Annotated in this window: 12 protein-coding genes; 2 read left to right on the top strand and 10 right to left on the bottom strand. The window is 41.3% G+C overall.

All coding sequences use genetic code 11. The features are described from left to right. Positions 1 to 8: 8 nt before the first annotated feature. Together KP625_RS12645 and KP625_RS12640 are read right to left on the bottom strand one after the other, a co-directional pair. Positions 9 to 1,187, bottom strand: coding sequence for a SpoIIE family protein phosphatase (locus KP625_RS12645; protein ID WP_238298227.1), 1,179 nt, complete (start codon positions 1,185 to 1,187; stop codon positions 9 to 11). 15 nt (positions 1,188 to 1,202) lie between these two features. Continuing rightward, entirely contained in the window at positions 1,203 to 2,123 is a 921-nt protein-coding gene (locus tag KP625_RS12640; protein WP_238298224.1) for a FecR family protein, read from the bottom strand. Positions 2,124 to 2,348: 225 nt separating this feature from the next. Here KP625_RS12640 and KP625_RS12635 point away from each other — a divergent pair, with 225 nt between their 5' ends. Next, positions 2,349 to 3,059 carry a glycosyltransferase family 2 protein gene (locus KP625_RS12635; protein WP_238298223.1) on the top strand — a complete coding sequence of 237 codons (711 nt, stop codon included), beginning with the start codon at positions 2,349 to 2,351 and terminating at the stop codon, positions 3,057 to 3,059. A gap of 17 nt (positions 3,060 to 3,076) precedes the next feature. On the opposite strand, the gene KP625_RS12630 is transcribed toward KP625_RS12635, so the two are convergent. The 6 genes from KP625_RS12630 to KP625_RS12605 form a co-directional block, all read right to left on the bottom strand. After that, a complete protein-coding gene (locus tag KP625_RS12630) occupies positions 3,077 to 5,722 on the bottom strand; it encodes a hypothetical protein (protein WP_238298222.1) in 2,646 nt (881 codons plus the stop codon). A 209-nt stretch (positions 5,723 to 5,931) separates the two neighbouring features. Next, entirely contained in the window at positions 5,932 to 6,099 is a 168-nt protein-coding gene (locus KP625_RS12625) for a hypothetical protein (RefSeq protein WP_238298221.1), read from the bottom strand. Continuing rightward, positions 6,089 to 6,526 (bottom strand): hypothetical protein, encoded by a 438-nt coding sequence (locus tag KP625_RS12620; protein WP_238298220.1) that lies wholly within the window; start codon positions 6,524 to 6,526, stop codon positions 6,089 to 6,091. The genes KP625_RS12625 and KP625_RS12620 overlap by 11 nt, the downstream gene beginning before the upstream one ends. Positions 6,527 to 6,631: 105 nt before the next feature. Then, the gene (locus tag KP625_RS12615) at positions 6,632 to 7,528 is read right to left on the bottom strand and encodes a HipA domain-containing protein (RefSeq protein WP_238298219.1); all 897 of its coding nucleotides are present in this window, start codon (positions 7,526 to 7,528) and stop codon (positions 6,632 to 6,634) included. Then, on the bottom strand, positions 7,525 to 7,737 hold the full coding sequence (locus KP625_RS12610) for a helix-turn-helix domain-containing protein (protein ID WP_238298218.1): 213 nt from the start codon (positions 7,735 to 7,737) through the stop codon (positions 7,525 to 7,527). The genes KP625_RS12615 and KP625_RS12610 overlap by 4 nt, the downstream gene beginning before the upstream one ends. A gap of 124 nt (positions 7,738 to 7,861) precedes the next feature. Next, the gene (locus KP625_RS12605) at positions 7,862 to 8,404 is read right to left on the bottom strand and encodes a GNAT family N-acetyltransferase (RefSeq protein WP_238298217.1); all 543 of its coding nucleotides are present in this window, start codon (positions 8,402 to 8,404) and stop codon (positions 7,862 to 7,864) included. A 121-nt stretch (positions 8,405 to 8,525) separates the two neighbouring features. Here KP625_RS12605 and KP625_RS12600 point away from each other — a divergent pair, with 121 nt between their 5' ends. After that, the gene (locus tag KP625_RS12600) at positions 8,526 to 9,278 is read left to right on the top strand and encodes a helix-turn-helix domain-containing protein (protein ID WP_238298216.1); all 753 of its coding nucleotides are present in this window, start codon (positions 8,526 to 8,528) and stop codon (positions 9,276 to 9,278) included. Between the two features lie 50 nt (positions 9,279 to 9,328). On the opposite strand, the gene KP625_RS12595 is transcribed toward KP625_RS12600, so the two are convergent. Together KP625_RS12595 and KP625_RS12590 are read right to left on the bottom strand one after the other, a co-directional pair. Continuing rightward, positions 9,329 to 13,276, bottom strand: a complete 3,948-nt coding sequence (locus KP625_RS12595) for a carbohydrate binding domain-containing protein (RefSeq protein WP_238298215.1) — start codon at positions 13,274 to 13,276, stop codon at positions 9,329 to 9,331. 102 nt (positions 13,277 to 13,378) lie between these two features. After that, a complete protein-coding gene (locus KP625_RS12590) occupies positions 13,379 to 13,825 on the bottom strand; it encodes an SF0329 family protein (protein WP_238298213.1) in 447 nt (148 codons plus the stop codon). Positions 13,826 to 13,928 lie beyond the last annotated feature (103 nt).

The raw sequence follows: 13,928 nt of genomic DNA, 5'->3' as shown, positions 1-13,928 counted from the left end.
GTACTATCTTATTTCCTGCTTAAATACACCATCGTAATATCGTCCGCCTGCATCTCCCCGTCCGCAAATGCATCCACTTCGTCATACATGGCATCGACAAATGCATCTGCATCGCCGGCCATTTCTCTGTGACGGTTTAACATGCTTGTAAGATTTGCATCTCCAAGCAACTCCTGTTTCGGGTTTAATGCCTCTGTCACACCATCCGTATACAGATAAATGCAATCCCCCTTTGAAAGGTCCAGATACTGCTCCCGGTATGGAACATCCTCCATCATCCCAAGCACCATATTCGCCTTCGCCGTTATCATCTGAAAATCTCCATCTGCCTTCTGTACAAACGGAAGATTATGTCCTGCATTGATAAATGTAACCCGGTTCGTTTCAAGATCCAGCACACAGATAAACGCGGTTACAAACATCATTGCTTCATTCTTATAACACAACTGGTTATTGGCCCGGCTTGCAACCTCCGCAAGCGGAAGTCCCAGTGTGGCGTAGTTCTTGATATGGGTCTTCGCCATACTCATGAACATCGCCGCCGGAACGCCCTTTCCCGATACATCTGCAATCAGGAAACACATATGTGTCTCATCAATCATAAACATATCATAGAAATCTCCACCCACTTCTTTCGCCGGACGCATTCTGGCCGTCAGCTTTACAGATTCTAACCGGTTAAAGCATGAAAAATCATTCTCCAGACAGCCGGTCTGTATCTGCGTGGCAATCGCAAGTTCTGACTTGATACGCTCCCGTTCGGAAACAAGCTTTGTCGTTTTGGTGTAGAGCATGTTCATAAATGTGCCATAGACCTTGCGATTCTCAAATGCGATTTCATCAAACAGTTTTTTTGAGATATTGGCACAGACAACTTCACCACGTGCACGCACGGTCGCTGCACGGATATCATCGTTGATTAACCCAAGTTCCCCTATGAAATCTCCGATTGAGAGTGTATTGATCAGGGCATTCGATGAACTGTACACATCCGCAATTCCTTCTAATATGATATACATTCCATCATCGCTTTCCTGCCCATAGGTCACAATATCCTGTCCGGAAGGAATCCGTACCTCTTTCATCGCTTCCAAAAATGCCTTCGTGCCATCACTGATAGTTTCCTTGTTTGTGATCTGGAAAAATTCCTGTATCGTTGTAACCTTTTTTAACCGTTCAATATCCATATGTATCCCCCTGTATTATTTCCACTCGATCGTAATATCTTCCATCACAGGCTTTGAGAAGTCGTAATCCCAGCTTCCGCCTGCCTCCGGCATAAGAGATGGTTCCTGTGCACAGGCGCCCGCCTTCACGGTCTGGGTTCCGAACACTGCACCGTTATACAAAAAGGTTACCGTATATTCGCTCTTCTGATTCGTTGTTTCGGTTGTTTCTTCTTTCAACCCCAGTTCTTCCTTTAATTCTTCGATTAACGCACCAAACCGCTCACTGACTGCCTGCGGTAACTTGGAAAAATCAATCGGTTCCACATCTCCCATATAATCCGTGTTCTTATCATCCTGATAGATGATTACCTCGTATCCATGTTCAATCAGCACTTCCTGTTCGCCGACCGAACCATCCGCATATACAAGCCGGGAAGCTACTTTACCTTCCAGCGTAGAAACCTTTGTATAGCAGACACCCGCTTCGTCATACGTAACTTCTACCCGGAATACGGTTCCACGCACCGCCATCGTTGCATTCGGTGTATTTACCTCGTACGAAGATTCTGTACTAAGCTTATTCTGGATTTCATTCGTGATTGCTCCCTTCGTAAGTTCGATTGTTGTCTTACTGTTTTCATCCGTTCCCTGTGCAATCAGCTTAAATTCCGTATTTTCTTCCACATATACGTACTTATCTTCATCCAGCTTCAGCGTCATGCTTCCGTCATCCACACGCACGGTATCGCCTGATTTCAAAAGCATATTTGCATATGGTTCGAGATCATCCACGCCATCCCTCTGTACAAATGCCGCTCCTTCGACCTCATAAATCTTAATCACACGATAAGAATCCTTCTTCTTTGTAATCAGCAATATAATTGCAACAACCGCTGCGATCACCAGGATTGCAACAGCAATTATAATCCAACGTCTGCTTTTCTTTTTCTCCATCCTCTTCTCCCACATTCTACTTAAAATAAGTGAAAAAAACATAAATTAACTGATAAAATTTTAACAAAACACCAAATATATGTCAATTGCAACTCATCTTTATTTATATTTTAAATCGATTTTATCAATTAAAGCTCATTTTTCATGTTCTTTATTATACTGTTTGACTTTTCTGATTGTATATGATAATTTTTGCTCATAGACTACGAAAAATATGGAGAATATATGAATCAAGTATCTAATTATAATCCGGAATTCACAATTTTAATGCCCTGCTTAAATGAGCGTCGGACACTGCCTCTCTGCATACGGGAAATCCAGAATTTTCTTTCGGATGCAGATCTATCTGCAGAAATCCTGGTTGCAGATAACGGAAGCACAGATGGCTCTCCGGCAATTGCGAGAAAAATGGGAGCCCGTGTTATTTCTGTTGCCAGACAAGGTTATGGGAACGCCCTGACAGGAGGGATCAACGCCGCGAGAGGCAGATACATTATCATGGGAGATTGTGATTACAGCTATGATTTTTCGGGACTGCAGCCGTTTGTCGATACCCTCCGGGAAGGATACGATTTCGTCGTCGGCAATCGTTTTTCCGGGACAATGGAGAAACATGCCATGCCTTTTTTGCATCGATATCTGGGGATTCCTGTTCTCTCTTATCTGGGCAGGAAACGATTTCATACATTTATTTACGATTTTCATTGTGGTCTACGCGGTTTTTCCACAAATGCTATTCGTAGTCTGCATCTGCAGTGTACCGGAATGGAATTTGCAACGGAAATGATTGCCGGTTTTGCAAATGGGAATCACGAAATCAAAGAACTTCCAATCAACTTCCGCCGTGATAAAAGAAAAGGTGCCTCACACCTTAGGACATTCTCCGATGGCGTTCGGCACCTTTACTTTATTGTCTGCAAAAAACCTTTAAATTAAATTTCCGCTGATTATTCTTATTGCTTTCCAAACGTATAGGAACCATCTTTTTTCACATAGAAGTCTGTTCCTCCGCTATAAGATGTGCTGTCTCCTTGTACTTTCCAGTTTCCGGTTCCAAGCTTGTACCCGCTTCCTGTTTCCAGATTAACCGGAACTCCCTCTGGGATTATCCCTGTTTTCATCCAGGCTGCTGCGACCGTTACAAGAATTGTCTTTTTATTTCCAGCTACATCAACTGCTGTAATCTCATATTTTTTCTTTCCATTATTGGAACCAAGCTGCAGAATTAGTTCTGTTCCATTCAAATTCTGCAACACGCCATTTAAATATACCTGTTCCAGACATGCATCCTTAATTACAAGCTCCACGGAATCTCCATAATACGTCTTCCCGTTCTCCAGACTCAGCTTTGGAGTCTGCTTTTTTATTTTGATTGTCTCTAATCGAAGTGCTCCTGTGCGCTCGCCGGATGCATTTTTCAGATAAAAGCTTGTACCTGACTGGGAATTCTGAATCGTCAGAGACTCCACATAAGTACCATTTAACTCCGTAGATATCATATATCCTTTCGCCGGTTTTACCACTACATTCGAAGTATAATATCCATTTTCGCCCTTTGTGCCCGATAATGTATACGCCGGTGATGGCGCCGGAATTTCTTTTTTCATTGTTTTTTCTTCCGTTTTTACAGAGATTGTTACCTTCACACTTCTTCCGGCTGCATCTTGCGCAACAATCACATATGGATTGACAGACTCTTCGAGGTTCATCTTGAAACTCTGTCCGCTTACAGACTGAGCAGCTCCATTGATTGTCACAGAGGACAGGTTCGCATCTGTAACTTCTAATTCCTTGGATTTTACTTTGTATGTCTCGCCGTTCGTCACATTCAATATCGGATCTGCTGTATCAATATTGATTGCTTGAAGTACAACTGCATCCGTCTTCTCCCCAGTACTTTTTTTCACAAGGTAAATATCCGATGCTGCCATAGTTTCTTTTATAACAAGTGTATCCTGATATGTACCATCCAGAGTTTTTGATATCTGGTATCCGTCTGCCGGAGTAACTGTCACTTCAGAAGTGTAATATGCATTTTCTCCTTTTGTTCCAATCAGAGTATATGGCGGTTCCGGTGTTTCCAGATACTTGATTGAAAAATCTGTTGTGGCAACAGCCTCCCCATACGCCTCTGTCTCTGCAAAGGTCGCCCGGACTGTATAGTTTCCGACTGCGGTTGGAACTGTCTGGCTATATGTCGTATCATCCTCTGATGCTTTTTTGTACTCTATTTTCGCTTTTTCCCCTGTATTTGTTTCCGAAACCGCGTTCGGTTCCGGCTCCATACCATAACTTACGTTTTTAACTGCAACAGTTGCTTTTCCAATCCCTTTTACCTTAACTGTTTGTGCAACACTCGCATTTGTCGTTGCGGTCTCTTTGTATCGCACATACCAGTCTCCTGCCTCTAAGTCATTGATCTCACCGGTTCCGAAATCCGAGATACCCCCAATTGCATTCCACTCTTTTGCATTTGGATCCTTGCTATATTCCATTGCATTTGTAACACCCGATATCTTTCCTACTCCACCGCTTAATCCGGTAGGAGCAGCCGGCGTTTCCTTCTCTGTTGCCGCAGGAAGTGTAACAACTATATTATTGCCGTCTGATTTAATTGTAACTTTAACTGTAATTGTCGCTGCATCTTCCGACCTTACAACGCCAGCAGTTGCCGCCGTAGTATCCGATACACTGACACTATAATTTTCCGGGAAATAATACCCCTTTTTGGCTTGATATGTTGTGATTACAGGTGTTTTACTTCTCAACTGTTTCTCCGCCGGAAATGGAGTCTTTACCGTCATTGTATTTGCAGTTGCAGCCGCCAGCTCTGCAGTAACTGCATTTCCCTTTGCCTCCGTCAATGTCTTTCCCGTAACACCGGATAAGGTGAAATCTGTTTCATCGCACGTCACTTGCACAGTCTTCCCCGCTGGTACAGTAATATTTGTGTCTTTATTTACTGTTATTAATTCCCCGGAATAGCTGTCTGAAATACTCAAATTCTGTGTAATTGTCAAAATCCCTTTCCCTTCACCGGACAGCGCTATATTTCCGTTGAAAGAACCAATCACCATAGCCCCTTTGATGGCTACCTTCGATGCCTGTGTGCCACTTGCTGTGAATGTTCCTATCGTTCCTCCTTCCAGATTATAAGTTGTATTTCCATTCCCCGTCTCATTTACCGTGGTTATTGTTCCGCTTTTCATATTGATGGTTGAAGATTTATCAGTAGAGCCATTAAACACAGATAACTCACCAATTGTTCCATTGTTATCATTAACGATTTCGACCGGAGAAGGAACAGTGACAGAACTAATTTTTTTATTGTTCGTTATAGCTGTTCCATCAGATGTAACACTATTGATTTCTCCGTCATTTATTATTTTTCCACCGGAACCGACAATTTTACCGGTCATTTTTCCATTTTCAGTAACATATATCGTTCTAAAATCAATAGAATACTCTTGTGTTTCATCAATTGTATCAATCTCCACAATCTCTTCCGCAACCGCCCTTAAAGCATCCGTACCGAACAACTCCATTACCATTATTATTACTAATATAATCGCTTTTAACGCCCGAATTCGTCTCTCCATAGATTGTACCTCTCCCGCATACAACAAACTCTAGTTTCTTATGGTAAACTTTACCATAATTATCAAATGTATGTCAAACAAATTCAAGGTTAAATTGATGCATTTCATCTTGGCATTGTATTAAATTCATTTTTTTGTTCTTTAATAGATTATTGATTTGAAATAATACACAATTTTTCTTACCGTCAGACGTTGCTGGAACCGCCTTTCTAATCATTTATATCTCTCATCACAATCTGCGCGTCGTACTGCTTCATGGTTGGATCTAAAATCTCTTTTATTGAATTATTATGGGCGACGCCATACACATTATCATTGATATATTCCCCATAGCTTTCCGTGTAATCATATACCTTGAATGTCACGTCAAATGTCAAGCTGTTCTGCAACACCCGCGTCATTCATCATCCACACATACAGCTCTGTCTTCGCCCATGTGAGCGAATCCCTTCCCGTGCTCCCAATAAAGCGATTGGGATTGTTCATGCATATCGTCATTTCATCGTCAGCATCCAGATACCATGTCGTCTCCGTCTCCCGGTCATCATCCATCCATTCTCCATTTGCGCTTAAGAAACGGAACTCATAAAAAATCTGCTTATGTAGATTATTTTTCACTGTGTAGCGTACAACATTGCTCTCCGTGTTCCAGAGATCTTCTTTGATCGGATATTCGACTTCCTCCTGATCCGGAATATAGCCCTGCTCATACACGCGGTCGATTGTGAGCGTCATATACTCATTGTCACATATAACGATGTCATAGTCCTTGTAATGTTTCCCGGTATCCGGTTTGTTGTGCATCGCGACGCCTGCATGTCCCCGCTTATCACCCGCGCTACTAAATCTTGAATGTTTTCCATATGTATGTTTCCTTTCTCGCTTATAAGTTTTGTATAGCCCTTCATCTTATAGACGATTTAAGTGGTGATTTGGTTGGGTTTTCCTCAAAATCTTCTCATAGATACCCGCAACGTCCGGATATCCCTCATCCTGTATTTCTTCCTTCGCCTGTGCAAGTGCACGTTCAAAAGAGTTCTGCATTTGCTCAAACCTCCGCATTGCGATTCTCTCTCCGAGTCCAATATGCCTTGCCTCTGCGCGAAATGATTCTTTTGTAATCTTGCGAATATCCAGCTCTCCATCAATTGCCATTGCCATTTGTTCTGTACTCTCCTCGTAAATCATCGTTGAGACAATGTCATATGCCGGAGCAAGCCGGATTGTCCTTCGATCCTTACCATACAGCAATCCGATATTCTTAATATGATTGTCCGTGTTTCCGATTAAATAATTAAAGATACATATATCCCATAATTTCAATTGATCTTCCACCGGATTGTCTGAATACTGCCTTAATAATGTAAACACACGCTTTAAATACGAGTCCCCTATCTTCTCATATTTCTGAGAAGCCGGAACACCGAGTGCCTGCGCAAAATCCTCCTGTTGCAACCGGAACGGAACTTTTTTACCATCTATCACCCGGCTATCTTCCTGCATCAGCCGGTCAAAACGTTTTGTCGCAAACAATATATGCTCTCCTGTTCCAACTGATATAATGAAACTTTCCGGTACATCTATTCCCAATATCTTTGCTGTACGCAGACATAGTTGTTCATTTGCAACGATTCCGCTCAGCCGAACATGGCTTTGCTTTACAATATGTGTACTTGGTGCCATCCCAAACGGCATATACCATCCACCTTTATTATCATAATATAAACCTGTTTTTCCGGACGCACCAGTCAATGATAGATGTGCCTTTGCCAGAAACTGGGCTGATTTTGAAGCCCCGCAACTCATGCTCTCCTTTCCACCGACAGATCCAATCCCAATATCATCAGAAGCTGTAATGTCTTTCCTATCTCCGCCGTCGCTTTCCCACGTTCAACATCTGAAATAAAGCTGACACTGAACCCCGTAAATTCTGCAAGAAACGCCTGTGTATAATGCAGTTCTTTTCTTCGCGTACGAATCGCTTCGCCTAATTCTTCTACACTTTTTATCTTCATATTTACCATTCCTCTTAGCCGTACGGCATAATTTAAATTTTTTTCTACAAAAATAAGCCGTTCGACTTATTTTTACTGTTGTTAGTATAATATAAGCCGTACGGCTATGTCAATTCACATTTTATTAAAATGGTCTTTTCGGATTCGCTCCATGCTCTCCAATCAGCTTCTCCATCCAGACCATATCATACCAGCGTCCAAACTTGTACCCGCACTGATAGAACTGTCCGACCATGCGATAGCCAAGATGCGCATGGAACTCCACGCTGTTGTTCGTCAGGTATTCGTCCTCCTTCGGCGCATAGGCGATACAGGCGTTCATGTTCAAAAATCCCTGTTCCATCAATGCTTCTTCCAGTGCCGCATGCAGCATTCCACCGATTCCCATATGCTTGCAACTTTCATCTACATAGATGGATGTCTCAACCGCCCATGCATACGCTTCTCTGGCATGAAACTGCCCGGCATACGCATACCCAAGGACTTTTCCATCCTGCTTGGCAACAAGATATGGATACTTTGTTTTCGTCTGCCGGATTCGCTCGGCGAATTCCTCCAGCGTCGGTACTTCATATTCAAATGTAATGGCTGTATGTTCCACATATGGCGTATAGATGGCAAGCAGCGCGGCTGCATCTGCCTCTTTTGCTTCGCGTATTTCAATCATTGTTTTTCCTCCAATACACATTACACTACGCTACCCCGGTACATTTGTCAACGCAAAAGATAGCTTGTTCATCCACCATTATCATGCTATAATTTTATATATTATAAATCGGAGGCAATCCATGGCTTTAGAAAATGAATGGCAGACTCATGAAGATAAATTTAATAATGATGATATACTGCATCGGCCGACAAACGAAGAATATGCGTTTTATACTGCCGTCAGCCGTGGTGATTTGGAAACCGTAAGACAGAACTGTGAATCTAAACGTTTTACCGATTTACGCGGAACCGGAAAGTTATCCCGGGATGCTCTTACAAACATCAAATATCATTTTGTAATCACTGTCGCGATGATCACTCGTTTTTGTGTCGATGAAGGTATGGAGATGGAGCTTGCTTACCGTCTGAGTGACTTCTATATTATGAAGCTGGATTTTGCAAATAACATTTCTACAGTAGCATCACTTCATGAAAAGATGGTTCTCGATTTTACCGGCAAAATGCTGCTCATGCGAAATGGCACAACTTCAAAACCTGTGACTGAATGTCTGGACTATATCTATGCCCATATCAAAGAACGGATTACCATCGAAGCACTGGCAGCATACACGAATCTTTCTCCGAGCTACTTGTCAAAACTTTTTAAAAAAGAGCTTGGTATCTCTATCAGTGACTATATCCGTGAAAAGAAAATAGAAAAATCACAGAATCTCCTGAAATTCTGTGATTACAGTCTCGTCGATATTGCAAACTATCTTTCATTTTCTTCTCAAAGCCACTTTATCCAGAGCTTCAAACAGCTTGTCGGCATGACTCCGAAGAAATACCGCGACTTAAATTACTGTTCAAGTTGGATAGTAAAAGACAAATAACAGCCTGCATCCCCATTATAAAATGTGATATGCAGGCTGTTTACTTTTTATTAATTCTTAGTTAATACAAAATTCGATAGTTCAATTGTGTGTGATCCAAGTTCTTTGTCAATATATCCCATTGCGACCTGAATATATGCATTGGTATCTGTCGGATTTGTTTTCGTGGATAATTGTATACTTACAGTTTTTTCCTCTCCTGCAGTTAATTCTATATCCGAAACTCCGTCTACATACCACTTTTCATTCGCAGAATCCATGCTCGCGACCTTAATAGTACGGTCTACGTCTGATTTTACCTTAAATGTCAGCGTATATGTTTCGCCCTGTTCCAGTGTTATGCCTTCCTGCTTGAGATGTATATGCCAATCCGCAGTTCCTACAGATGTTATATAATAGACAGCTTTTCCATCAATGATAATTGGATTTGTTGCAGCACCAGCAAGACTTGCCTCTGGATTAATATAACAGATCCAACCCGTAGTATTCTCTTTGAAATCGCCATTTTTTAGTAGATTCTGCTTCTGGTCGTCCGGTTGTTCTGGATCCGTTGGATTGCTCGGAACTGGTGGTTCTGTAGGAGTCAGTGCATCAATCTTCTTTAAGCTGAAACCAGACAGGGTTATTTTTGATAATGCAGTCTCTCCGTCAGCCATTTTGCCCATGGAAATTGTCATCAAAGTATTCACGTCTGTATCTTTATCCATCTTGAACTGGTATGTTATATTCTTTGGCGTATCCTTTGACAGTTCAATCGTATCACCCGCATACCAAGAAACATATGATGTGTTCATAAAATCATACTTAATCTTTCTTGTTTCCGTAGATTCTGCTGTAAATTTGAGTTCATAACAGCATCCCTTCTCCAGTTGAATTCCCTTCTTTAACAACTGAACGGAGTACTCATAATCTCCTAAGTTCTTGATATCCCAGGTACTTGTACCGCCGTTAAATGTTACCTGATTGCCATTTGTAAAATGCTCCCATTTTTTGTTTTCATCGGAGATTCCATCATTTCCAACATTATCTGTATTATTAATCAACTCTTCTCCAACCGGTTTTTCCGCCACTGTAGGTTTTTCTATCTTTTCAAGCTTGATATCGTCAATACAGATTCGATGCTGTGTTGTTATCTGCTTTCCACCTACAGCACCCATAGATATACTTAAGATGGATTTCAAATCTGTCTCATTCTTCATTGTAAATTCCAGTTCAAACGTCTGGTAATCCCTTGTAAGATCCACAGTCTTCTGTCCGGAATATGGTGTCCAATCACCATCTGCAGAACCATCTTTTTGAATTGCAAACATGATTTTTCTAGCCATATTCGATTTTGCCTTGAAACTTAAGCGATAACTCTGATCTTTGATTAGTTCAACATTATTCTGCTTTAACTGAATCATCCAATCCTGCGCACCTGTATTCTTGATGGTAATATCCGCGGCTGACTTCTCCGTTAAGGAATCTACTACCCATGTAGCCGATGCAGAACTATCCGCATACGGCTCATAACCTGCAAAACCGGCATTAAAGCTTCCGTTCTTAATCAGACTGTCTTCATCAATTCTTACATTATCTAGATAATACGTTCCCGGCTGTGAGAACACAAAGCTTAAATTCTTATTACTTTCAGATGTAAATTTAATCGTATTTCCCTTCTGATTACTTCCGTCTAATGCTGCTGTTGTAGTTTTTCCATTCACAGTCACCGCCATAGATTTTCCCGCATCACCCTGAATGTCATAGGTAAGTGCATATTCTGCACCCGTAACCATAGCCATATCACTCTGTGAAACTGTTACAGTACCGGTTGCGCTCTCCGGTACAACAATCTTCAATCGTCTGTTATCCGATAAACCGGTTACAGATACATCTGCATCTGCCTTGTTGTCGATATCCCAGTAAAGCATACGTCCTGCACCTTCCTGGAACTTACCATTATAGACAAAGTTACCATCTGTCAGCATCTGCTTTTTATTGTTCTCTTCTACGGATTCTTCTTTCACCTTCTTAAGAGTTACATCTGTAATCTTAATTCCTGCTGTAGATGTTGTATTACCCATGTTAAATTCTACACGGCCATTTGCATCATCCGCTTTTTCCATCGTAAATTCATATTTGAATGTCTGTGGCTCTGTTGTTAATGCAACCTCTGTATCATTGAAATATCTTACATAATTCACATCCGGACCGGAAATATCCACTTTCATCGTCCGGTTTTCATCTGCCCACGCTTTGAAACTAAGCTCGTATTTAGCGCCTTTCTTCATTGGCAGATTCGGCTGAACAAGCTGGATACTGTAATCCTGTTTGCCTGCGTTGCTTGTTGTAATTGCAATCTGATTATTGGCAATCTCTGCTAAACCGGCACCACCATTTGCCGTGAGGAATGTCCAGTCCTTATCATCTGCAAGATCTTCTGCCACTGCAAAATCACCATTTGTGATATAGTTTCCGTTTGCATCCGGCTCCTTAAATACAATATTCTTCTCCGGCTTTTCCACATTCTCATCATAGCTGTCTTTCTGATATACACGAACATAATCTACTTCATAGCTCTGATTTGCAAAATCTGTTGTCTCATCCGGATATCCTACCCAGCTTCCACCAACTGCAAGATTGAGAATCATATAAAACGGTTGATCAAATGGAGCTGGATATGATATTTCACCCTGTCCTTCTGTGGCCGAATACCAATCATTTGCTGTATGATACAAAATACCATCCATGTACCAGTTAATTCTTCCCGGCATCCACTCCACAGCAAATGTATGAAATTCATCAGAGAAACTACCACTCTCCAATGTATAGGTTCCCTGTGTCTGCTTGTGTGGATTTCCATAATGAATCGTCCCATACGTTGTTTTCGTATCACTTCCATGAACTTCCATTGCATCAATCTCGCCACATCTTGGCCACTGACCATACAGATTTTCATCCGATGACATAAGCCAGAATGCCGGAAGATATCCCTTTCCCTCTGGAACTCTTACTCTCGTTTCAAATAAGCCATATGTAAAATCGTGTTTTCTCTGTGTATTAATTCTTCCTGATGTATAGCTGACAGATCCATCTTCTGCTACTGTCTTAATTGGCTTGATCACAAGCTTTCCGTCCTTAAGATAGATATTCTCTGTCGAATCCACGTACGCCTGCCATTCATCATTTACCCACTTCGGATCATGAAGCTCCACATTCCAGTCATCACGGTTTAATTCTGTACCATTAAACTCATCCTGCCATTTTATATTATATCCTTCATAAGACAGGGTGTTCTTACTCTCTGTTTTCTCCAGATAATAAGTGAGTTGCAGCTTCAAAACTGTCTTATTTCCGGCAACCACAATATCTTTGCTATATTCTATCGTCTTTTTCTCAAGCTTAGTTTCTTGATTTTGCGCTGCAAATACATTTCTTACCGGCAAGAAGGACATAACCACTGCCAAAGCAAGAAAAGCTGAGAGAATATTCTTTTTCTTCCCATACTTTATAAGAAAGAATAACGCGCCCGCGCAAATTGCAAGTACAACAATTACTTTTACAATCGGAAACGAATCACCGGTCTTCGGTCCCTGCTTCACATCAACTTCAACCTTTGTATCTACTTTTACATCCGTCTTTTTTTCAACGTCATCCTTATTTCCCGGAACAACCGAAGTATCCAGCTTCACAAAGTCAAACGCAATCTCTGTTTTCGCACCTGCTGCTACTTCCGAAATCGTACTGCACCATTTTCCATCCTCGATTTTTCCATCCTTTGAAGTGTAACCTGCAGGAACATTAAATTTCAAAGTTACATTCTGAAGATTATTCTCTGTAATGTTATTAACTGTGATAGTTCCTTTGATTTCCTCTCCATCTGAATACTTAGATTTTTCAGTTTGCACCGAAACTTCCGGTTCTCTTGCGCTCTCTGCCGCTGTTGCTGGAACACTTAACTGCCAGCAGCATACAAACGCTACCAGAACACATAACAAAATTCTGCATTTCTTTAACATATTCTTCCCTCCTATATTTTTACATGAATTTTACTATCTACATAGGATTATAAAGGAATTAAATATTAAAAATATATTAGCAATACAGAATAAATGTCAAAATCATGTTCTTTTCAGATTCAATCGCTTCTCAATAATCTCTCTTACAACCGCATTTTCTGTCTCATCATGCATCTGGATAAGCCGCCGCTTCCCGATTCTACGGTCACACGCCCGTAAGATATCTGTTATCCCCCATTTATCATCTGTAAATGGCTGCATTAATTCATTTTCCGGACACTCAATATACGCTTCGATCACATCTGAGATATCTGAAATATCGCAATCCCACGGATATGAATTCCACCCATATTTTAACGTCGTATCAAACTGTTTCGGATAATCGAACACCACATCCTTGCCTATCGTTATAAAATACCGCGGCAATTTATTTCCATGATACCCATCATTTGAATTCATCTCATACAAAGCGCAATGAATCTGAAATTCCGCTTTTTCATCCATCAGATTATAGAGTCTGCTCTGCAATTTGCTCCATCGTTTTCCCATTGTACTCCTCCTTCGGACGCTTCTTTTGACCCAGTATCGTGACAAAAACTCCGTCCCCGATTAACTATACACTACGATAGCCATATATTTTTGTCAACAAAAA

The sequence above is a fragment of the Eubacterium sp. MSJ-33 genome, assembly GCF_022174665.1.
Lineage (GTDB): Bacteria > Bacillota > Clostridia > Lachnospirales > Lachnospiraceae > Coprococcus_C.
The sequence above is the reverse complement of the archived record's forward strand: the minus strand, read 5'-3'. Positions and strand labels throughout refer to the sequence as shown.

Bases quoted from the DNA above. Each gene is read 5' to 3' on its own strand.
- KP625_RS12645 (WP_238298227.1), bottom strand. From the start codon at position 1,187: ATGGATATTGAACGGTTAAAAAAGGTTACAACGATACAGGAATTTTTC.
- KP625_RS12640 (WP_238298224.1), bottom strand. From the start codon at position 2,123: ATGGAGAAAAAGAAAAGCAGACGTTGGATTATAATTGCTGTTGCAATC.
- KP625_RS12635 (WP_238298223.1), top strand. From the start codon at position 2,349: ATGAATCAAGTATCTAATTATAATCCGGAATTCACAATTTTAATGCCC.
- KP625_RS12630 (WP_238298222.1), bottom strand. From the start codon at position 5,722: ATGGAGAGACGAATTCGGGCGTTAAAAGCGATTATATTAGTAATAATA.
- KP625_RS12620 (WP_238298220.1), bottom strand. From the start codon at position 6,526: ATGCACAACAAACCGGATACCGGGAAACATTACAAGGACTATGACATC.
- KP625_RS12615 (WP_238298219.1), bottom strand. From the start codon at position 7,528: ATGAGTTGCGGGGCTTCAAAATCAGCCCAGTTTCTGGCAAAGGCACAT.
- KP625_RS12610 (WP_238298218.1), bottom strand. From the start codon at position 7,737: ATGAAGATAAAAAGTGTAGAAGAATTAGGCGAAGCGATTCGTACGCGA.
- KP625_RS12605 (WP_238298217.1), bottom strand. From the start codon at position 8,404: ATGATTGAAATACGCGAAGCAAAAGAGGCAGATGCAGCCGCGCTGCTT.
- KP625_RS12600 (WP_238298216.1), top strand. From the start codon at position 8,526: ATGGCTTTAGAAAATGAATGGCAGACTCATGAAGATAAATTTAATAAT.
- KP625_RS12595 (WP_238298215.1), bottom strand. From the start codon at position 13,276: ATGTTAAAGAAATGCAGAATTTTGTTATGTGTTCTGGTAGCGTTTGTA.
- KP625_RS12590 (WP_238298213.1), bottom strand. From the start codon at position 13,825: ATGGGAAAACGATGGAGCAAATTGCAGAGCAGACTCTATAATCTGATG.